Here is a 21249-nt window from a genome sequence, read left to right as displayed (position 1 = left end):
TCTTTAAGTGAAGATGCTATGATGGCTGTTCCTGATTCTTTAAGACTTGGTGCCTATGCCCTTGGAGCGACAAAATACGAAGTATCAAAGGATATTGTAATTCCAACTGCATTGCCGACGATTATTGCATCGTTTATTTTAGCTATATCAAGGGCAGTTGGAGAAACTATGATTGTTGCCATGGCGGCAGGTTCAACACCTAAATTAACTTTAAATCCCCTTGAGAGCATACAAACTATGACAGGTTACATCGTTCAGATAAGCATGGGGGATGTTCCTTATGGATCAATTGGTTATAGGACTTTGTTTGCCGTAGGTAGTTTATTGTTTTTAATAACTTTTACATTGAACTTAATTTCTAGATATGTTATGAGAAAGTATAGGAGGACATATTGATGAAGGAACAGGATATTACAAAAAGGCGAAAACTAAAAAATAAAATATTTCATACTTTGATATTTTTATGCACTTTGTTTGGAATATTTATATTGAGTATTCTTCTATTTAGTATATTATCAAAGGGATTAAAGTGGTTATCTATGGATTTTATAACTAATTTCCCATCAAGATTCCCTAAAAAGGCTGGCATTTATCCTGCACTTTTTGGGAGTTTATGGCTCATTATCTTAACTGCCTTAATTTCATTCCCCGTTGGAATAGGGACGGCTTTATATTTAGAGGAATATGCAAAGGATAATAAATTTACTGAATTTATTAAATTAAATATAGCAAATCTTGCAGGTGTTCCAGCAATAATTTATGGAATGCTTGGACTTGCTGTTTTTGTTAGATTGCTTGGGTTTGGAAGAAGTATATTGTCAGGTGCTTTAACTATGTCATTATTGATACTTCCAACTATAATTATTTCTTCACAAGAGGCATTAAGGAGCGTTCCAGAATCCTTAAAACAGGCATCTTATGCCCTTGGCACAACAAAGTGGCAGACTATAACTGGAGTAATTTTACCCTATGCTCTGCCAGGAATTTTGACAGGAACTATACTTGGGCTATCAAGGGCATTAGGCGAGGCTGCACCATTAATTGTAGTAGGTGCCCTTGCTTATGTTTCATTTATTCCAAAAACGCCCTTTGATCAGTTTACAGTTTTGCCTATACAGATATTCAACTGGTCAAGTATGCCTAAAAAGGAATTTCAAAATGTTGCAGCTGCAGGAATTATAGTGCTTTTATTTATTCTTCTTGGCATAAACTCAATTGCTATTATATTAAGAAATAAATATCAAATTAGAATGAAAGACTAAAGGAGGACACTATGGAAAGCGTAATTAAAGTAGAAAACTTAAATTTTTACTATGGCAATTTCTTGGCATTAAAGGACATAAATATGGATATATATAAAAATAATATAACCGCCTTTATAGGACCATCAGGATGCGGAAAATCAACATTTTTAAGAACTTTAAATAGAATGAACGATTTTATTGAAAATACAAGGGTTGAAGGGAAAATTTTATTCCAAGGTCAGGATATATATTCAGGCGATTTAGACCCAGTTGAGCTAAGAAGAAGAATAGGTATGGTCTTTCAAAAACCAAATCCATTTCCAAAGACCATATATGAAAATATTGTATATGGACTTAGAAAAAATGGAGTTAACAAAAAAGAAGTCTTAGATGAGGTTGTTGAGAGCACATTAAAGGCTGTTGCCCTTTATGATGAAGTTAAGGATAAAATATATAAATCAGCCTTAGAACTTTCCGGAGGCCAGCAGCAAAGGCTTTGCATTGCAAGGGCAATTGCAATGCAGCCAGAAGTCGTTCTAATGGATGAGCCAACATCCGCCCTTGACCCTATTTCAACTTTAAAAATAGAGGAGCTTTTACTTGAGCTTAAAAAGAATTATACTATAATTATAGTAACCCACTCTATGCAGCAGGCAGCAAGAATTTCAGATTGGACGGCATTTTTCTTAAACGGTGAGGTTATAGAATACGATACTACAGAAAAAATATTCGAAAACCCAAGGGATAAGAGAACGGAAGATTATATCACTGGAAGATTCGGTTAAAAAAGGAGAGATTTTTATGACAAGGTTGCATTTTCAACAAAACCTTAAAGAGGTTAAACACAAGGTATTAAGAATGGGTTCCCTTGTAGAAGTGATTGTTGATAAGGCGGTAACTTCTTTAAAGGAACAAAATTTAGAGCTTGCTAAAACGATTGTTGAAGAGGATGATAAAATAGACGCCATGGATCTTGAAATTGAAATGGACTGCATGAAGCTTTTAGCCCTTCAACAGCCTCTTGCAAAGGATTTAAGAACCATAGCAACAGCCCTTAAAATAATTACTGATCTTGAGAGAATGGGGGATCATGCGGTTAATATATCTAAAATAACTTTAGAGATAGGCAAAGAACCGTTGATTAAGCCTTTGATTGACATTCCAAGGATGGCAAAGATCGCACAAGAGATGATTAGATTAAGTCTTGATGCTTTTGTTAAAGAGGATATAGAACTTGCAAAAAAAGTTGCCCAGATGGATCAAGAGGTTGATGATATTTATCAGGCGATCATTGATGAACTTTTAGAAATGATAGTTAAGGATCCTTCAATTACAAAGCAAGCAACAAAGCTTATGTTTGTTGGAAGATATCTAGAAAGAATAGCTGATCACACTACAAATGTTTGTGAAAGAATTATATACATGGTAACTGGAAAACTTGAGGAGATAAATTAAGGGTGCCTTGCACCCTATAATTTTTTTATATCTGAAAATGGGTAGATTTTAAAAATTGCATGTCCTTTTATGTGATCAATAGGAATTGGACCAATATATCTGCTATCTTCACTGACTTCTCTATTGTCTCCAAGAACGAAAACGTAGCCTTCAGGTATTATCATGTCGATATCAGTTTCAGCGTAGGTTTGGGTTCCAGGGGATAAATAATCCTCCTGAAGCTTTTTGCCGTTTATAAAAACTGATCCTTCTTTGATTTCAAGCCTTTCACCAGGAAGTGCAACAATTCTTTTTATATATAATCCCCTGCCTGAATTGCCAGGATCGAGGATTATTATTTCTCCCCGGGTAAATTTTTTAGTATAAAGACTAATTTTTTCTATAGCAACCCTATCGTTATCATGAAGGGTTGGAATCATAGATGGACCTGAAACCTGCACTATGTCAAATATAAAGGCCTTTATAGTAAAGGCTATTACAGCAGCAACTACTATTGATACTATCCATTCCTTTATCTCATTGATAATTTTGTCCTTCATTTTATGACCTCCTTTTGAGCTACTAACAAAATTATATATCATATAATCTGTAGTGTAAAATGATAAATTTTTAAAATGTTGTTTAATTATTAATAATAATGCCTGTCTTTAATGCAAAAAATATTCAAAATTGTCGAAAATTTTTTGCAATTTTAAAAGGAATTTTAGAAATAATGGAGAATATATAAAATAAGGACTTATATAGTCGTAAGGAGGAATTTGTTATGAAGGAGTATAGGATTGAAAACATACGAAATGTAGGTATTATTGGACATGGTGGAACGGGAAAAACCACCTTAGTTGAGGCTATATTATATGACTGCAAGGCAACAGATAGAATGGGTAGAGTTGAAGATGGAACAACAGTTTGTGATTATGACCCAGAAGAAAAGAAAAGACAGATCTCAATTTCAACTGCTATTGCACCTTGTGACTGGAATGATTATAGAATTAATTTTGTTGATACTCCAGGATATTTCGATTTTGTTGGTGAAGTTTTAGAAGGTTTAAGGGCAGTTGACTCTGCTATAATAACAGTTTGTGCAGCATCGGGTCTTCAAGTTGGGACAGAAAAGGCATGGAAGTATGTAAATAAATATAAGATTCCAAGAGCATTTTTTATAAATAAAATGGATAGAGAAAATGCTGATTTTGATAAGACATTTAAGCAGATTAAGGATAAGTTTGGTCTTTCGGTTGCTGCCCTTGAAATTCCAATAGGGAAAGAAGCAGATTTTAAGGGTGTTGTTAAAATATTAGAAAGAAAAGCTCTTGTTTATGATCCAAAATCAAAAGCGATGGTTGAAGCGGAAATTCCAGCTGACCTTGAGTCAGTTGTTGAAGAATATAGAAATATATTAATGGAATCGGTAGCCGAAACTGATGAGGAGCTTCTTGACAAATACTTAAGCGAAGGCGAACTTTCTGACGAAGAAATTTTAAGAGGACTAAGAAAGGGTATATTAAATTGTGATGTTGCACCGGTTTTCTGCGGTTCAGCGATTTCAAATGTAGCTTTAACTACATTGCTTGATTGTATAATAAATTATTTCCCTTCCCCTGCTGATAGGGTTGAATTTAAGGGTAAGAATCCTAAGACTAATGAGGACGAAGTTAGAAAGTCCAGTCCGGATGAAAGATTCTCAGCCTTTGTGTTTAAGACGATTGCCGACCCATTTGTAGGTAAGCTTTCGATATTTAGAGTTTTATCCGGTTCAATTTCTTCTGATTCAAGCATATATAATGCTACTCAAGATAAGACAGAAAAGATAGGCACACTATACATATTAAAAGGTAAAAATCAAACTGCAGTAACAAAACTTTCTGCTGGAGATATAGGAGCTGTTGCAAAGCTTCAATACACTATGACTGGAGATACATTGTGCGACGCAGCAAAGCCGATAATTTACGAAAAAATAGATTTCCCAGAACCAGCAATATCAATGGCAATAAAACCAAAATCAAAGAATGATGAAGATAAGATTTCAACAGGACTCCATAAACTACTTGAAGAAGATCCAACATTTAAAATATCAAGGGATGTTGAAAACTCAGAGCTTATAATATCTGGTCTTGGGGAATTACATATTGAAGTTATAGCAAGCAAGCTAAAGAATAAGTTTGGTGCAGAAGTAATGCTTGACATTCCAAAGGTTCCATATAGAGAAACAATAAGAAAGACCTCCGATGTTCAAGGAAAATATAAAAAGCAATCTGGTGGTCACGGACAATATGGTGATGTTGTTATCAAGTTTGAGCCACAACATGAAACTGAAGATCTTGTTTTTGTCGATCAAATAGTTGGTGGTGTTGTTCCAAGACAATATATTCCTGCAGTTGAAAAGGGACTTAGAGAAGCTATGAAAAAGGGAGTTTTAGCAGGTTATCCTGTTATAAACTTAAAGGCAACATTACACTATGGTTCCTATCACCCTGTTGACTCTTCTGAAATGGCCTTCAAAACAGCAGCATCCCTTGCCTTTAAGAAGGGAATAAAGGAGGCAGACCCAGTATTATTAGAACCTATAATGCATTTTGAAATTACAGTGCCGGATGAATACATGGGAGATATTATTGGTGATATAAACAAGCGCCGTGGAAGAGTTCTTGGAATGGAGCAAAAGGATGGAATGCAGGTTATAATGGCTGAAATGCCGATGGCGGAAACCTTCAAATATGCAACAGATCTAAGATCCATGACTCAGGCAAGGGGAAGCTTTACAATGAAGTTTGAAAGATATGAAGAAGTTCCAGCTCACATCGCACAAAAGATTATCGAAAATGCGCAAAAGGAAAAGGAAGAAGAGGAAGAATAAAATATTTTTGGGCAGGTATTTTAAAATACCTGCCCAATATAATTTTGAAAGCATTTAACAGCATTTAATTTTAAAAACTGTAAAAACTATATTCAAAGGAGGGATTTTAATGTCTGATTATAGGATTAACTTTGGGAAAATAATTGGACCATCTGACACAAATAAACTTTATGATATGCTTTCAATTTTAAACGACGATGATGAACTTGTAATAACAGTTGACGGTTCAGATGCTCATCAAACAGAGGAAATAAGAAGGATACTTGATATGAATGGATTTGACGTCACACAAAAGGGAGGACACGATGATAATAAATATCACTTAATTGCAAGAAGAAGGTGATCAAATGAAATTTAATAAGAAATTAAGGGGGAAAAGGTTTAAATTTAACTTTAATCTTGAAAGTTATGGAGAATTTATCCCAAGTTTCACTAACTGGATGAGTCCGCATGAACAAAGAAAAAGAGTAGAAAAAATTAATGAAGAATTAGACAAGTAGGACTTTGGGTTTGGAGGTTTAAAAATCGCCAAACCCTTTTATATTGACTTTGTTCTATGATTATAGTAATATCATTATTAGATATCGAAAAGCGATAATAATGGGGTGATAAATTGAGCAATAAAATCCTTAGGAAATTATTTTTAGGATTTATACAGGTGCATATACTGTATCATGCCTATAAAGAACCTTTTTTTGGCTCATGGATGATGGAGGAATTAAAAGAACATGGATATAATATAGGACCAGGGACTTTGTATCCTATTTTGCACTCTATGGAAAAGGAGGGGCTTTTAGTTAGAGAGGATAAACTAATAAATGGTAAAATAAGAAAGTATTATTCAATAACTAAAGAAGGAATTGAGGCTCTTAAAGAGGCTAAAAAAAGAGCAAAGCAACTTTATGAAGAAATTTTTAAGTAAGGTGGGGTTCTATGTTTAAAATCGTTGAATTAAAGTACAAGAATATATTAGATATTGATTATCTTGAGATTCAAGGGAATAAAATAACATGCATCGTTGGCGAAAGCGGAAGTGGCAAAACAACTTTACTAAAACTTTTAAACAAACTAATATCCCCTGATAAAGGTGAGATTTATTTTAAAGGAAGGGCACTAAAAGATTGGGACACAATTGAGATAAGAAGAAAGGTTACTATGCTTCCTCAAAATCCTATTATTTTCAATGGCAATATAAGGGATAATCTTTTGATAGGGTTGAAATTCTCTGAAAAACCTTTAGTAAAGGATGAAAAATTAAAGGAGATTTTAGAACTTGTAAGTTTAAAAAAAGAGCTTGATGAGTCTGCACAAAATCTTTCGGGAGGAGAAAAACAAAGGTTAGCCATTGGTAGAATACTTTTGTTAGATTCTGATGTTTACCTTTTAGATGAGCCAACATCTGCTTTGGATGAAGGAACGGAAGAGAAAGTAATGAAGGCGGTTATAGAATATATTAAACGCAAAAATAAGATGTTGGTTGTAGTAACCCATTCTAAAAAGATAGCTTCTAACTTTAGTGAAAGAGTTGTTGAGATATTTGATGGGAAGGTGAAGTTATGAAAAATATTATAGATATAAATGTTTATCAGCTATTAGCAGCCTATATATTTATTGTAATACTTTTGCTTATAGTAAGAAAAAGAGGAATAAAAAGGGAGAAGGAAATAGTGATATCATCTATCAGAATGACCCTTCAGCTTATAACTATGGGGTTTGTTCTTGTTTATATAATAAATAATCCAAATCCCTTATTTACTTTATTAATTTTAATTTTTATGGAGATCTTTAGCATATATAATATATACAAAAGATCAAAGGTTGAATTGAATTTCAAAATAAAAAAAGTCGTTGCAATATCAATGGTTATAGGGAGCCTTCTTAGCCTTTTATATTTTTTATTTGTAATTATAAGAATCAGTCCTTGGTATGATCCAAGATATTTTATCCCCATTGCAGGCATGCTAATTGGAAATTCAATGACAGGAGTTGCCCTTGGTGTAAATAGGCTTGTTGATGACATTAAAAAGAGAAAAGATGAAATAGAGATGGCTCTTATGCTTGGTGCAACCCCTAAAATGGCAGTTAAGGAAATAATAGATAATACCTTTGATTCTGCAATACTTCCCACAATAAACTCTATGGTAGGAATGGGTATAGTCTTTTTACCAGGAATGATGACGGGACAAATATTATCAGGGACATCTCCGTTGACTGCTATAAAATATCAAATAGCTATAATGCTTGGTATATTAGGTTGCGTTGCAATAACAGTTATAATGTTTCTTCAGCTTGGGTATAAAACTTATTTTAACGAAGAGGCACAGCTTATAATAGATTGACATGATGTGCTTAATAATTGGCTATTATGTTTAAGCTGGTATTACATTGCCGGCTTAATTTTTTTTAAAGTTTTTGTTTGTATTTTTTATTTTGGTTAACATTATTACAAATAAAAAATAAAGAAATTTTGAGATTTTATTTAAAATAGCAAAATAATTTTAATATTTTATTGATAATCATAAAAATTGTCTATTCTATGAAAAAATTAATTATTGCAATATAATTTATATGGTATAAAATAGTAATTGAAAGGTCAAAGAAAGTCAAAGTCAAAGTAAAACAAAATAAGAAGAGGTGGTGCTATGGCAAGACTATCGGATATAATAGAAAACTTCATAAAGACCATGCTGGAAAAGAGCGAAAATGATTTTTTAGAAATACAAAGAAATGAACTTGCTAATCTTTTTAACTGTGCGCCATCTCAGATTAATTATGTCCTAGAAACCCGGTTTACTATAGATAAAGGATATTATATTGAAAGCAAAAGGGGTGGCGGAGGATTTATCAAAATCACAAAAATAAGAATTAACGATAACGATTATTTAAAGGACGCAATTTGGAATAATATAGGAGAAGAAATAACCCAGCAACAGGCGGAAGGATATATTGAGTTTTTTAAGGATAGAGGTTATTTAACTGAAAGGGAGGCAACAATTCTTAAAATTGCTCTAAACGATAAAGTTATAAATGCTCCGCCGGATTTGAAGGATAAAATAAGGGCGAATATTTTAAAAACAGTTCTAATATCAATAATCTAAAAAATTCCCAAAGGAGGGATTTGTATGCTCTGTCAAAATTGCAATCAAAGGGAAGCCAATGTTCATATTACAAAAATAATAAACGGAGTTAAACAGGAACTTCATCTTTGTGAGGAATGTGCAAGGGAAAACAACGAGTTTAATATCGATATAATGAACCCCTTTAACTTTGCATCACCTATGTCCTTCCAAAACATACTCGAAGGATTCTTTGAAATGATGGGTTCGCCATATCAGATTCCTGAGCCTGTAACCTGTCCTGTCTGCCATCAGAGCTTTGATGATTTTAAAAGGACCGGCAAGATGGGATGTGCAAATTGCTATAGAACCTTTAATGCAGAAATTACTCCTATCATTAAAAGGGTTCATGGAAATATTCAGCATACGGGAAAGGTTCCAAAGAGGACGGGAGGAATTTTAAAGATAAAAAGGGATATAGAAAGGTTAAAGGAAGAACTAAGAGTTGCAGTTATGAACGAAGAATATGAAAAGGCTGCTAAATTAAGGGACCAAATCAAAGAGCTTGAGTCAAAGCTAGATAAATAGGGGGTGGTAAAATGCTATTCAAAAACCATGGTAGCGATATAGTTCTAACCAGCAGAATAAGACTTGCAAGGAATATTGATGGTGTTCCCTTCCCACAAAAGTTAAATCAAGATGAGGCAAATAAAGTAATAAAGGATGTAGCAGATTCTGTTTTAAACAGCAATTCTGCTATAGCCCACGAGTTTAGGCTAATAAAGTTAAGGGAATTAAAGCCCCTTGAAAGGCTTTCGATGGTTGAAAAGCATCTTATAAGCATGGATATTGTAAATGAATATCAAAGGGGAGCAGTCCTTTTAAATAGAGAAGAAAACGTTTCAATAATGATAAATGAGGAAGACCATATTAGGCTTCAGGTTATATATCCTGGATTTAAAGTAAAGGATGCCTATGATTATGCAAACAAATTAGATGACCTTATAGAAGAAAAGGTCCAATATGCCTATGATGCAAAGTTAGGATACCTAACAAGCTGCCCGACAAACGTAGGAACAGGAATTAGAGCGTCGGTAATGCTTCACCTTCCAGCTCTTACTTTAACTAAAAATATAAACAATGTATTTAATACAGTAGTTCAAGTTGGTATGACTATGCGTGGAATTTATGGTGAGGGCAGTAATGCTATGGGAAACATTTATCAAATTTCAAATCAAGTAACTCTTGGTCTTACTGAAGATGAGATAATAAACAACTTAATTGCAGTAACTAAAAAAATAATAGATCAAGAAATTAAAACAAGGGAAATGCTCTTTGAAAAGCAGGCGGCTGAAATCGAGGACGACATTTATAGATCCCTTGGTCTTTTGAAATATTCAAGAATGCTATCAACACAAGAGTGCTTAAATTTAATGTCAAAGGTAAGATTAGGAATAGAAATGGGAATAATTAAGGATATAGATGTAAAAAAATTAAACGACCTTTTAGTTAACGTTCAACCAGCAACGTTACAACTTATTGAAGGAAGAGACCTTGACACAAAGGAAAGGGATATTATAAGAGCTAAAATAGTTAGAGAAACACTAAGATAAGGAGGGATGCGTATGTTTAATGGATTTACAGAAAGAAGCCAAAGGGTTTTGCAGCTTGCAGCAGAGGAAGCTAAAAGATTAAACCATAACTATATAGGAACAGAACATCTTTTGCTTGGAATAATAAGAGAGGGTGGTCAGGCGTCAAAGGTTTTAAAGGATCTTGGAATAGATGATGAAAAGATTAGAAATTTGATAATTGAAATAGAAGGAAAAGGTGAAGAGTTCTTCAACTTTCACGAGATACCTTTAACTCCAAGAACAAAAAGAATAATTGAGCTTGCAAGGAATGAAGCAAGGAATTTAAACCATAACTTCGTTGCCCCTGAACATATGATGCTTGCTCTTTTAAGGGAGGGCGAAGGAGTTGCAATAGCAATTCTTGCAAAGCTCGGCATTGATATTGTAAAGGCGAGAAACGAGATATTAAATTCTTTAAACGTAGGTGAATTAGGACAGGGATTTAAAGGAAAACCAGGTCCGGGAACAAGGCATAGACAAACAAATACACCAACCCTTGACCAATACGGAAGGGACTTAACGGAGCTTGCAAGGGAAGGAAAGCTCGACCCTGTTATCGGTCGTGAAAATGAAACTGAAAGGGTAATTGAAATACTTTCAAGAAGAACAAAGAATAATCCTTGCCTTATAGGTGAACCTGGGGTTGGAAAAACTGCCATTGCTGAAGGTCTTGCCCAAAGGATTGTAGAGGGCAACGTTCCAGAGATACTCAAAAACAAAAGGGTTGTTACTTTAGATCTATCAGGAATGGTTGCAGGGTCAAAATATAGAGGCGAATTTGAAGAAAGAATAAAGAGGGTAATGGACGAGATTAGAAGGGCAGGAAATATAATTCTATTCATAGATGAAATCCATACATTAGTTGGTGCAGGTGCTGCAGAAGGTGCCATTGATGCATCTAACATATTAAAGCCAGCCCTTGCAAGAGGTGAAATTCAAGTTATCGGTGCAACTACGATTGATGAATATAGAAAATACATCGAAAAGGATTCAGCCCTTGAAAGAAGATTCCAACCAGTTCAGGTTGGTGAACCATCAACTGAAGAATCTATATTAATCCTTAAAGGATTGAGGGATAAATACGAAGCACATCATAAGGTTAAAATAACTGATGAAGCACTAGAGGCTGCTGTAAACCTATCCCATAGATATATTACCGATAGATTCCTACCAGACAAAGCAATAGATCTTATGGATGAGGCAGCAGCTAAGGTAAGGCTAAAGAACTTAACTGCACCTCCTGATGTTAAAAACCTTGAAGAAGAGCTTGAAAAGGTTAGAAAGGAAAAGGAGGAGGCAATAAATACACAAGAATTTGAAAAGGCTGCGAAATTAAGGGACAGAGAAAATGAGATTAAAAATGAACTTGAAAGGATTAAAAAGGATTGGCAAAATCAAAAGGATAGTGAAGTTCCTGTTGTTACAGTAGAGGATATAGCAAATGTTGTTTCAAGATGGACTGGAATTCCTGTTAATAAACTTACTGAAACAGAATCAGAAAAGCTTTTAAAACTTGAAGAAATACTTCATCAAAGGGTTGTAGGACAGGATGAAGCAGTTAAGGCTGTTGCAAGGGCTGTAAGGCGTGCAAGAGTTGGAATTAAGGATCCAAAGCGTCCAATAGGTTCCTTTATATTCCTTGGTCCTACAGGGGTAGGTAAAACAGAGCTATCAAAGGCACTTGCTGAGGCTATGTTTGGTGATGAAAACGCAATGATAAGAATAGATATGTCGGAATATATGGAAAAGCATACGGTATCAAGACTTATAGGTTCTCCTCCAGGATATGTTGGATATGAAGAAGGAGGCCAATTAACAGAGAAGGTTAGAAGAAAGCCATATTCAGTAGTTTTATTTGATGAGATTGAAAAGGCCCATCCGGATGTATTTAATATACTGCTTCAAATCCTTGAGGATGGAAGACTAACCGATGGAAAGGGAAAGACAGTGGACTTTAGAAACACGATAGTTATCATGACCTCCAACGTTGGTGCACAGACCATAAAAAAGCAGCAAACCCTTGGTTTTGCAGCAACTACAGAAAAGGAAAAGGAAGATTCCTACGAAAAGATGAAGCAAAACGTAATGGAGGACTTGAAAAAGACCTTTAGACCTGAGTTTTTAAATAGAATCGACGAGATTATTGTATTCCATCCATTAGAGGATAAGGATATTGAAAAAATTGCAGAGCTCATGTTAAAGAGTGTAATTAATAGGTTAAAGGACCTTGAAGTTGAAATAAGTTATGATGAAGATGTAATAAAGCACCTTTCAAAACAAGGCTTTGACCCAACATATGGTGCAAGACCTCTGAGAAGAGCCATAACAAAAGCTGTTGAAGATAAACTTTCAGAGGAAATGCTAAAGGGAAATATAAAGCGTGGAGATAAAGTTGTAATGAAGGTTGTAGATAATGAAATAATTTTTGAAAAGGGAGAATCCTCATAATGGGGGTTCTCTTTTTTTGTATATATTTCTTTACATGAACAACAATATTAAATATAATGTAATTGCTAACTAAAATAGGAAGTGATAGAATGGGAAAAGTAAAAACTGTTTATATATGCCAAGAGTGCGGATATGAATCTCCTAAGTGGATGGGGAAGTGCCCTGGATGCGGAAGCTGGAATACATTTATAGAGGAAGTTAAGGCTGAAAAACTGAGTAAAATTCAATCAGCCGCTTATAATAAGGTTCAGCCTTTGAAAATACAGGATATAGAGATAACAAAAGAGATAAGATATTCAACTTATCTTGAAGAATTAGATAGAGTGCTTGGAGGAGGAATAGTTAAGGGGTCTTTAGTCCTTGTTGGAGGGGACCCTGGGATTGGGAAATCCACCCTTCTTCTTCAAATGGCAAACAATGTTGCAAAGAGTGGCAACATCGTTTTATATGTCTCTGGTGAAGAATCCTCAAAACAGATAAAGCTTAGGGCAGAGAGGTTAAATGTCCTTTCGGAAAATCTTTTGGTTCTTCCAGAAACCAATTTAAGCTATATAGAAGAAACTATTACAAATCTAAAGCCCGATGTTGTTGTGATAGACTCAATTCAAACCGTTTATAGACCAGAGCTACAGTCGGCTCCAGGAAGTGTAAGTCAGGTTAGAGAGGCCACTGCGGTTTTGATGAATATAGCAAAAAATTTAAACATAGCTACCTTTATAGTTGGACACGTTACTAAAGAGGGGTCTATTGCCGGTCCTAGGGTTTTAGAACATATGGTAGATACAGTCCTTTACTTTGAAGGGGAAAGACATAATACCTACAGAGTATTAAGAGCTGTTAAAAATAGATTTGGCTCAACTAATGAAATTGGCGTATTTGAAATGAAGCAGTTTGGTCTTGAGGAGGTTAAAAACCCTTCCGAAATACTTTTATCCGGAAGACCAAAAGACGTTCCTGGATCATGTGTTGTATGTTCCATGGAAGGAACAAGACCAATTCTAATTGAAGTTCAGGCACTAACCTCCCAAACAAGCTTTGGTATGCCAAGAAGGATGACAACGGGGCTTGATTATAACAGGGTTATTCTTTTAATTGCCGTTCTTGAAAAAAGGGTTGGAATGCACATACAAACCTATGATGTTTATGTAAATGTTGCTGGGGGAATAAAAATCGACGAACCTGCCATTGACCTTGGAGTTTTATGCTCTATTGCGTCCAGCTTTAAAAATCTTCCAATAGATAACGAAGTTGTGATAATTGGAGAGGTTGGATTGACGGGAGAAGTTAGAGGAGTTAATTTAATAGATAAAAGAATATTAGAAGCACAAAAATTGGGATTTAAAAAATGCATCATTCCTAAAGAAAATATGAAAGGACTCGATATTATAAAAGGAATCCAAATTGTTCCTGTTGAAAATATATACGAAGCATTAGAAGAAGTTCTAGGGGGATAGTTATGAGAGATGCTAAAGAAATTGAGCTAATGAATGTTTTAAAGCTTTTGGCACCAGGGACACCTTTGAGGGAAGGACTTGAAAATATATTAAAGGCTAAAACTGGAGGACTCATAGTAATTGGGGATGAAGAAGAAATAAGCAAGCTCCTTGATGGTGGGTTTTATATAAATAGTGAATATTCTCCAGCATATTTATATGAACTTGCCAAGATGGATGGGGCTATTGTCATAAGCGGAGATCTTAAAAGGATACTCTACGCAAATACACAGATAATCCCAGATTCCAGCATTCCAACTGCTGAAACTGGCACAAGGCATAGAACCGCCGACAGATTTGCAAAACAAACAGGAAATATTGCAATTGCTATTTCCCAAAGAAGAAATTTAATTACCGTATTTAAAGGAAATATTAAATATGTATTAAAAGATACGAACATGATTCTCACGAAGGCAAATCAGGCTATTCAAACCCTTGAAAGGTATAAATCGGTGTTTGATGAGGCGGTTACGAACCTTTCTGCGTTAGAATTCGAAGATTTAGTAACTGTATATGACGTAGTTCTTGCCATCCAAAGAAGCGAGATGGTTATGAGGATAGTAAATGAAATTGAAAGATACGTTGTGGAGCTTGGAAACGAAGGAAGGCTTATTTCCCTTCAGCTTAACGACCTTATAGATGAAGTTGAAGAGGATGAAATTAGAATACTAAGGGATTATGCTATAGATACAAAGGATTATAACGAGGTATTTAAGTCAATTAAGGCCTTATCTTCTGAGGAGATTTTGGAATTGTCTGTTATATGTAAACTTTTAGGTTATAATCCTGATTTAATGTTAGATACGATGGTTTCATCAAGGGGATATAGGATTTTGAATAAGATTCCAAAGCTGCCGCAGATAGTTGTTGAAAATATGGTTAAAAATTTTGGACAGTTTAAAAAGATTCTTCAGGCAAGCATAGAAGATTTAGACGCTGTTGAAGGAATAGGTGAGGCAAGGGCAAGATCTATAAAGGAATGGCTAAAAAAACTTCAAGAACAGGTTATATTAAATAGAAAAATATAAAGGCTCGGAATATCCGGGCCTTTATAACATGCTAAACTTTCCTAACGTTTCTATCTTTTCCTTTTGTTCAAGTATAATATCAAACAGGTTAAGGTCAAGGGCATTGCATAAAGCAGCAAGGTAATATAGATTATTTCCTATCTCTTCTTCAAGGACTTCTCTGCAGTTATCGCAAAGTTTTCCTTCGATTTGATAGCTTAAAAATTCGGTTATATTGTCAAGGGATGCATCGTCAGGTATCTGCTGTTTTTGAGCGTTTATTTTTATGCATCCATGATTGGTAACTGCCTTTGCAACTGCTCTATTTATCCTAGAATTTGATTCAGATAGTTTTGTCATTATATCTAAAATACTTCTATGTCTAATTAGTGAATCTTGAACGGTGGCTTGAAATTCATCTACGATTATATCCTTCATCTGCTTCCACTCCTTGTTGAATATTGTTTAATAATATTATAAATATTCAGACAATATAATGTCAAATACATTATAATAAATTTCAGCTTAAAAGAGCCATTTTTAAGTTAACTAAATAAAATAATAATAGGTAGATTATAAAAATCAAGATATTTTTTAGTCTGCCTTAATCCTGTAAGTTTGGTAATAATGTAAAAAAGGTGATAATATGTTTGAAATTGGTGATAAAGTTTTTGTTAAGAATTTTGGTGGAGGAGTAATAACAAATATACAAGAAAAAAATGTTAATGGAATTAGAAAGAAATACTATGAAATAAAACTTGTAATTGATAATATATGTATTTATCTTCCCATTGATGAAAAAAATAAAATTAGAGGAGTAATTGAAAGGTCAAAATTAGAAGATTGTTTAAAAATATTAAAGGAGTTTAAAGGCGATCTACCTAACAAATGCATCGATAGATATAAGCTTTATAAATATACTTTAGAGCAAACAGATCCGATAGAGATGGCAAAACTTATAAAATGCATGGATGTGAATTTTAAAAGAAAAAAACCTTCAAATTTTGATAAGAATAACTTTGAAAAAATATTAAATACCTTTTGCAGTGAAATTTGTCTTGTTCTTCAAAGGGACTTCAATGAAACAAAAAAAATTATTCTTGAAAATCTGAAATCTTGATTTTGCAAATTAAAAAATTGTCATATTTTTTTGTGTTGAAAAACTTTGATTGATACGGTATATTAGTATATAATATACTGGGATATTTTGTAGGAGGTGAATTGATGTTAGAAAGGATTTTTAGGTGGTTCTTGACAGTAGTTGGGTTGGTTTTAGGATATGCTGCATCGGAAATACTTATTAAATCTAATTCAGTAAATGCTTTCGTGTCAAGAAACAACATTTATTATTTTGGATTCATAGCAGTTTGTATTATTTTATTAGGCCTTATTTTTTATATTTTATCCCCTTATTTCATTCGACTTATTTTTAAGATTACAGAAATCCTGGAAAATGCAATACAAAAGATACCAACAAACGATATTATACTTGCCGTTTTAGGACTTATAATTGGACTTATAATTGCAAATCTATTAATTTCGCCTATTGCAAGATTTTTAACTGGCAATACCATTTTATCTGCTATAGGAAGTTCCTTAGCTTTTATTGTAAATATTGTATTTGCAACGTTAGGGATAGACATAACATTAAAGAAAAAGGAAGAACTTTATAACGTATTTACATTTTTAAAGAGGTTTGGAAAGGAAAAAAGAAAGGGAGAAAAGGTTGGTATATCTCAGCCAAAGATACTAGATACTAGCGTTATAATCGACGGAAGAATACTGGATATTCTAAAAACAGGATTTTTAGAAGGTCCCATTTTAATACCTTCCTTTGTTCTTGAGGAGTTAAGGCATATCGCCGATTCCTCCGATAATTTAAAAAGGGCAAGGGGAAGAAGAGGGCTTGATATTTTAAATCTAATTCAAAAGGAGATACCTTTAACTGTTGAAATAGTTGAGAAAAACTTTGATAATATTCAAGAGGTTGACAGCAAACTTTTAAAGCTTTGCCAAATATACAATGGAAAGATAATAACCAACGATTTTAATTTAAACAAAGTTGCTGAAGTTCAAGGGGTTCCTGTCCTTAACATAAATGAGCTTGCAAATGCAGTAAAGCCTATTGTAATTCCAGGCGAGGAGATGAACATCCATATTATAAAGGATGGTAAAGAAGCAGGACAGGGTGTTGCTTACCTTGACGATGGAACAATGATCGTTGTTGAAGGCGGTAAAAAATACGTCGGTGAAGTTGTTGATGTTGTTGTAACGTCTGTTCTGCAGACTGCAGCAGGTAGAATGATATTTGCAAAACTTAAGAATGCGTCATAAGAGGTGATATTTTGATATCGGCTATAGTAGTTGCAGCAGGAAAGGGTAAAAGGATGGGGCTTGGATTTAATAAGCTCTATGCAAAGATTAATAACAAGGAAATTATAGCAATAACTCTTGAAAAATTTGAAAAATCAAATTATGTGGATGAGATAATTGCTGTTGTTGCAAAGGATGAGGTTGATTATTTTAAAATTAATATATTAGATAAATATTGCTTTAAAAAGGTTAAAATTACGGAGGGCGGCATTGAAAGGCAAAACTCAGTTTACAATGGACTTATAGCTTGTAATAATCCAGAAATTGTTTTAATCCATGATGGTGCAAGGCCGAATATAGATGATGACATAATAAAAAGATCCATAGATGCTGCAAAATCCATTGGGGCTGCAACGGTTGCAGTTCCTGTTATTGATACTATAAAGATAGTTGAGGATGGATATTCTGTTGAAACCCTTGAAAGAAAAAAATTATACGCCATTCAAACTCCTCAGAGCTTTAAATATGACTTAATATTAAAGGCCCACGAATATGCCATAGAAAATAAAATAATTGCAACCGACGACACCCAGCTTGTTGAAAAAATAGGTCATAAGGTAAAGATAATTGAAGGGAGCTATGAAAACATTAAAGTTACAACTCCAAAGGATATAATACTACTAAACAGTTTAGCTGCTACAAACTTGTAGCAGCTTTTTTGGTAATTAAAAGCATCGCAGCCAAAAATATTTTATAGATTTATGTAAACTAAAGTTATATAATATAATGGTATATTTGCGGCTTTAGGATGGGGGGATAGTCGATGAATATCAAGGACTTCATCTTAAATCAAGAGATGTTAGGATCCTTTAAATATTTTTGGAAGGAAGCAAATATAGATAAAAATTCAAAGGGATATGGACTTATTAGGGATAGAGCACCTTCAAATCCAAATGTTGCAAGCATCGCTGCAGTTGGCTTTGGACTTACTGCAATTCCTATAGGGATAAAAAGAGGATGGATATCCTTTGAAGAAGGATATGAAAGGGTTAATGGCACCCTTGATACTCTACTTAATTTAGATAGGGTTAATGGATTTTTTTATCATTTTATGGACATATACACAGGGGAAAGAGTATGGAAATGTGAGGTTTCAATTATAGACACAGCGATTGCCATTTGCGGTGCTATTTTAGCTGGAGAGTTTTTTGGTGGTGAAATAAAGAAAAAGGCAAATAAATTATATGAAGAAATCGATTGGAACTGGTATTTGGATAAGTATAAAAACTGGTTTTATATGGGTTATACTCCGGAAAAGGGCTTTGAAGGATATTGGGATTTTTATGCCGAACAGCTAATGTTATATTTTTTAGCAGTAGCATCTCCTACGCATCCTGTCGATAGGGAAGTTTATTACAGCTTTTTTAGAAATTATGCTGAATATAAAGGATATAGATTTATAAATTCATGGCTTGGGTCAATATTTACCTACCAATTTTCCCATGCCTGGTTTGATTTTAGGGGTAAAGTAGATAGAAAAGGTATTGACTGGTTTGAAAATTCTATATTGGCAACCCTTGCAAACAGACAGTTTTGTATCGATAATAAAGACAAGTTTAAGGGTTTTAATGAAAATTCATGGGGGCTTACTGCCTGTGATGGCCCAAAGGGGTATGAGGGGAGATATGGTGCCCTTCCTTCAGGACTTTTTAATAATGAGAATATAGTAGATGGGACGGTTCCACCATGTGGTGCTGCAGGTTCTATTGTTTTTACTCCAAAGGAATCTATGGATGCCCTTGAATATTACTATAAAAATATTAAAGGAATATTTGGGGAATACGGCTTTAAAGATGCCTTTAACTTAGAAAACGACTATTGGGTTTCTGAAGACTATGTTGGCATAGATAAGGGAATAACTCTAATTATGATAGAAAACTATATAACAGGGTTTGTGTGGAATACCTTTATGAAAAATGACCATGTTAAAAAAGCCTTTGAGCTTTTAGAGTTTAGGCCTGTTAAAGACGAAAACTTAGCTATGTGTTTATAAAGAGGTGCGTGTGCACCTCTTTTTGTGTTTGACTTGTAAAAATTAGTAATAATATAATTATAAAAAGAAGATTTTAATATCACCTTTGGAGGTGTTAGAATGCTGCCTCAATATAGAAAGATTACTTATGATGAATTTTTAAAGTTAGATAATGGAGATGATTTATTAGAGTATATAGATGGAGAAGTTTATCTTTTATCTTCACCATCAGCTGAACATCAAAGGACTTTACTTAATTTAGCTACAGAGTTTAATTTGTTTTTTAAGGGTAAAGAATGTGAAGTTTTTATTGCTCCTTATGATGTAGTATTATCAAAGGAGGATGATAAAAACATCCATCAAGTCCAACCCGATTTGATGGTTATATGTAATAAAGATGGCATAAAGGAAAATAAATACGTTGGAGTTCCGGATTTAATAGTTGAAGTTATGTCTCCATCAAACACATCCCATGATAGGATTAGAAAATTTAATTTGTATATGAGATATGGAGTAAAAGAGTATTGGCTTATTAATCCAAAATTTAAAACTATTGAGATTAATATGTTAAATGAAGAAGGCTTTTATGAACAGGTTGGGGTATATAAAGGTGATGATATAGCAAAATCAATTTTATTTGAGGAGTTAGATATAAATCTTAAGGATATTTTTTAGTCATAATGAAAAAATGTATACTCTTCCCCTTGGTCTTGTAACGCTTCAGGGGCAATACAACACAGAATGGGGAGTTTATTCTGCTGCAGCAATTTTAACAGCTATTCCTGTTATGATGATTTTCGCTTATTTATCAAAGTATTTAACTAAAGAGTAACAGAAGTCGCCCACTTCTATAAGTGGGTGATGAATGTTGATTGATAAATTCTTCCATTATGGTATAATCAGTATTATAGGAAGGAGGTTATGTAATAGAATGGATTTAGACAATAATAATCATTCAGTATTCTTATTGTATTATCATCTTGTTGTGGTAACTAAATATAGAAGAAAAGTTATTGATGATAATATATCGAATAGACTAAAAGAAATATTTGAAAAGATACAGGATAATTATAATATCACATTACAAGAATGGAACCATGATAAAGACCATATCCATATATTATTCAAAGCACATCCTAATACAGAGTTGTCTAAGTTTATAAATGCATATAAAAGTGCTTCATCAAGATTGATAAAGAAAGAGTATCCTAAAATAAAAGAGCAATTATGGAAAGAATATTTTTGGTCAAGAAGTTACTGTTTACTTACAACAGGTGTGGTGTCAATTGAAGTAATTAAAAAATATATAGAAAAGCAAGGGAAAGAGGTGTAACTTTGCTAAAGGCTTATAAATACAGGATATATCCAACAAAAGAACAAGAAGAATATTTTGCTAAAGTATTTGGTTGTGTAAGATTTATATACAACAAAATGCTACATGACAAAATAGAATACTATAAAAAAACAGGGGAAATGCTAAACAATACACCTGCACAATATAAAAAAGAATATCCGTTTCTAAAGGAAGTAGATAGCCTTGCCCTTGCTAATGCACAGCTTAATTTAGAGAAGGCATATAAAAACTTTTTTAGAGATAAGAAAATAGGATTTCCAAAGTTCAAGAAAAAGAAAGGTTACCAGTCTTATACTACAAATAATCAAAATGGGACAGTAACACTTGAAGGTAGTTATCTAAAAGTTCCAAAGTTAAGA

General features: G+C 33.6%; 26 protein-coding genes. 24 read left to right on the top strand and 2 right to left on the bottom strand.

The window, feature by feature from the left end; genetic code table 11:
* The 4 genes from CAAU_RS00920 to phoU form a co-directional block, all read left to right on the top strand.
* Positions 1-396, top strand: a 396-nt coding sequence (locus CAAU_RS00920; protein ID WP_040305591.1) for a PstC family ABC transporter permease, incomplete at its 5' end; no start/stop codon positions are given.
* Positions 396-1262: a phosphate ABC transporter permease PstA gene (gene pstA, locus CAAU_RS00915; RefSeq protein WP_008907555.1), complete on the top strand. Its 867-nt coding sequence runs from the start codon at positions 396-398 to the stop codon at positions 1260-1262. The genes CAAU_RS00920 and pstA, both read left to right, overlap by 1 nt.
* 11 nt (positions 1263-1273) lie before the next feature.
* Positions 1274-2029, top strand: a complete 756-nt coding sequence (gene pstB, locus CAAU_RS00910) for a phosphate ABC transporter ATP-binding protein PstB (protein ID WP_008907554.1) — start codon at positions 1274-1276, stop codon at positions 2027-2029.
* 16 nt (positions 2030-2045) lie between these two features.
* Positions 2046-2699 carry a phosphate signaling complex protein PhoU gene (gene phoU / locus CAAU_RS00905; RefSeq protein WP_008907553.1) on the top strand — a complete coding sequence of 218 codons (654 nt, stop codon included), beginning with the start codon at positions 2046-2048 and terminating at the stop codon, positions 2697-2699.
* Between the two features lie 14 nt (positions 2700-2713).
* Here the strand turns inward: phoU and lepB are convergent, their stop codons facing one another.
* On the bottom strand, positions 2714-3238 hold the full coding sequence (lepB, locus tag CAAU_RS00900; RefSeq protein ID WP_008907552.1) for a signal peptidase I: 525 nt from the start codon (positions 3236-3238) through the stop codon (positions 2714-2716).
* Positions 3239-3462: 224 nt separating this feature from the next.
* Here lepB and fusA point away from each other — a divergent pair, with 224 nt between their 5' ends.
* The 12 genes from fusA to disA all read left to right on the top strand — a co-directional run bounded on the left by fusA (position 3463) and on the right by disA (position 15212).
* Positions 3463-5553 (top strand): elongation factor G, encoded by a 2091-nt coding sequence (fusA, locus tag CAAU_RS00895; RefSeq protein WP_008907551.1) that lies wholly within the window; start codon positions 3463-3465, stop codon positions 5551-5553.
* Between the two features lie 109 nt (positions 5554-5662).
* Positions 5663-5896 (top strand): hypothetical protein, encoded by a 234-nt coding sequence (locus tag CAAU_RS00890; protein WP_008907550.1) that lies wholly within the window; start codon positions 5663-5665, stop codon positions 5894-5896.
* Positions 5897-5900: 4 nt separating this feature from the next.
* The gene (locus CAAU_RS14455) at positions 5901-6053 is read left to right on the top strand and encodes a hypothetical protein (RefSeq protein ID WP_008907549.1); all 153 of its coding nucleotides are present in this window, start codon (positions 5901-5903) and stop codon (positions 6051-6053) included.
* A 113-nt stretch (positions 6054-6166) separates the two neighbouring features.
* Positions 6167-6475 (top strand): PadR family transcriptional regulator, encoded by a 309-nt coding sequence (locus tag CAAU_RS00885; RefSeq protein ID WP_008907548.1) that lies wholly within the window; start codon positions 6167-6169, stop codon positions 6473-6475.
* Positions 6476-6486: 11 nt separating this feature from the next.
* Entirely contained in the window at positions 6487-7113 is a 627-nt protein-coding gene (locus CAAU_RS00880; protein WP_008907547.1) for an ABC transporter ATP-binding protein, read from the top strand.
* On the top strand, positions 7110-7892 hold the full coding sequence (locus CAAU_RS00875; protein WP_008907546.1) for an ABC transporter permease: 783 nt from the start codon (positions 7110-7112) through the stop codon (positions 7890-7892). The genes CAAU_RS00880 and CAAU_RS00875 overlap by 4 nt, the downstream gene beginning before the upstream one ends.
* A 303-nt stretch (positions 7893-8195) precedes the next feature.
* Entirely contained in the window at positions 8196-8651 is a 456-nt protein-coding gene (locus CAAU_RS00870; protein WP_008907545.1) for a CtsR family transcriptional regulator, read from the top strand.
* Positions 8652-8675: 24 nt separating this feature from the next.
* Positions 8676-9197 (top strand): UvrB/UvrC motif-containing protein, encoded by a 522-nt coding sequence (locus CAAU_RS00865; protein ID WP_008907544.1) that lies wholly within the window; start codon positions 8676-8678, stop codon positions 9195-9197.
* 11 nt (positions 9198-9208) lie between these two features.
* Entirely contained in the window at positions 9209-10222 is a 1014-nt protein-coding gene (locus tag CAAU_RS00860) for a protein arginine kinase (protein WP_008907543.1), read from the top strand.
* A 12-nt stretch (positions 10223-10234) separates the two neighbouring features.
* Positions 10235-12691: an ATP-dependent Clp protease ATP-binding subunit gene (locus CAAU_RS00855; RefSeq protein WP_008907542.1), complete on the top strand. Its 2457-nt coding sequence runs from the start codon at positions 10235-10237 to the stop codon at positions 12689-12691.
* Positions 12692-12780: 89 nt separating this feature from the next.
* The gene (gene radA / locus CAAU_RS00850; RefSeq protein WP_008907541.1) at positions 12781-14145 is read left to right on the top strand and encodes a DNA repair protein RadA; all 1365 of its coding nucleotides are present in this window, start codon (positions 12781-12783) and stop codon (positions 14143-14145) included.
* Between the two features lie 2 nt (positions 14146-14147).
* On the top strand, positions 14148-15212 hold the full coding sequence (disA, locus tag CAAU_RS00845) for a DNA integrity scanning diadenylate cyclase DisA (RefSeq protein ID WP_008907540.1): 1065 nt from the start codon (positions 14148-14150) through the stop codon (positions 15210-15212).
* A 21-nt stretch (positions 15213-15233) separates the two neighbouring features.
* On the opposite strand, the gene CAAU_RS00840 is transcribed toward disA, so the two are convergent.
* Positions 15234-15629: a nucleoside triphosphate pyrophosphohydrolase family protein gene (locus CAAU_RS00840; RefSeq protein WP_008907539.1), complete on the bottom strand. Its 396-nt coding sequence runs from the start codon at positions 15627-15629 to the stop codon at positions 15234-15236.
* A gap of 208 nt (positions 15630-15837) precedes the next feature.
* Here CAAU_RS00840 and CAAU_RS00835 point away from each other — a divergent pair, with 208 nt between their 5' ends.
* The 8 genes from CAAU_RS00835 to CAAU_RS00805 all read left to right on the top strand — a co-directional run.
* A complete protein-coding gene (locus CAAU_RS00835; protein ID WP_008907538.1) occupies positions 15838-16311 on the top strand; it encodes a CarD family transcriptional regulator in 474 nt (157 codons plus the stop codon).
* A gap of 104 nt (positions 16312-16415) precedes the next feature.
* Positions 16416-17525, top strand: a complete 1110-nt coding sequence (locus CAAU_RS00830) for a PIN/TRAM domain-containing protein (protein ID WP_008907537.1) — start codon at positions 16416-16418, stop codon at positions 17523-17525.
* Positions 17526-17536: 11 nt separating this feature from the next.
* Entirely contained in the window at positions 17537-18214 is a 678-nt protein-coding gene (gene ispD / locus CAAU_RS00825; protein WP_008907536.1) for a 2-C-methyl-D-erythritol 4-phosphate cytidylyltransferase, read from the top strand.
* 113 nt (positions 18215-18327) lie between these two features.
* Positions 18328-19557 (top strand): glucoamylase family protein, encoded by a 1230-nt coding sequence (locus CAAU_RS00820; protein ID WP_008907535.1) that lies wholly within the window; start codon positions 18328-18330, stop codon positions 19555-19557.
* 99 nt (positions 19558-19656) lie between these two features.
* Positions 19657-20211 (top strand): Uma2 family endonuclease, encoded by a 555-nt coding sequence (locus CAAU_RS00815; RefSeq protein WP_008907534.1) that lies wholly within the window; start codon positions 19657-19659, stop codon positions 20209-20211.
* 13 nt (positions 20212-20224) lie between these two features.
* Entirely contained in the window at positions 20225-20368 is a 144-nt protein-coding gene (locus CAAU_RS14450; protein WP_008907533.1) for a hypothetical protein, read from the top strand.
* Between the two features lie 99 nt (positions 20369-20467).
* Positions 20468-20869 (top strand): IS200/IS605 family transposase, encoded by a 402-nt coding sequence (tnpA, locus tag CAAU_RS00810; protein WP_008907532.1) that lies wholly within the window; start codon positions 20468-20470, stop codon positions 20867-20869.
* Positions 20870-20871: 2 nt separating this feature from the next.
* Positions 20872-21249, top strand: a 378-nt coding sequence (locus tag CAAU_RS00805) for a helix-turn-helix domain-containing protein (RefSeq protein WP_040305587.1), incomplete at its 3' end; no start/stop codon positions are given.

It is taken from the genome of Caloramator australicus RC3 (assembly GCF_000297115.1).
Taxonomy (GTDB): Bacteria; Bacillota; Clostridia; order Clostridiales; family Caloramatoraceae; genus Caloramator; species Caloramator australicus.
Note: the sequence above shows the minus strand (reverse complement) of the source record. Positions and strands in the feature narration are given on the sequence as shown.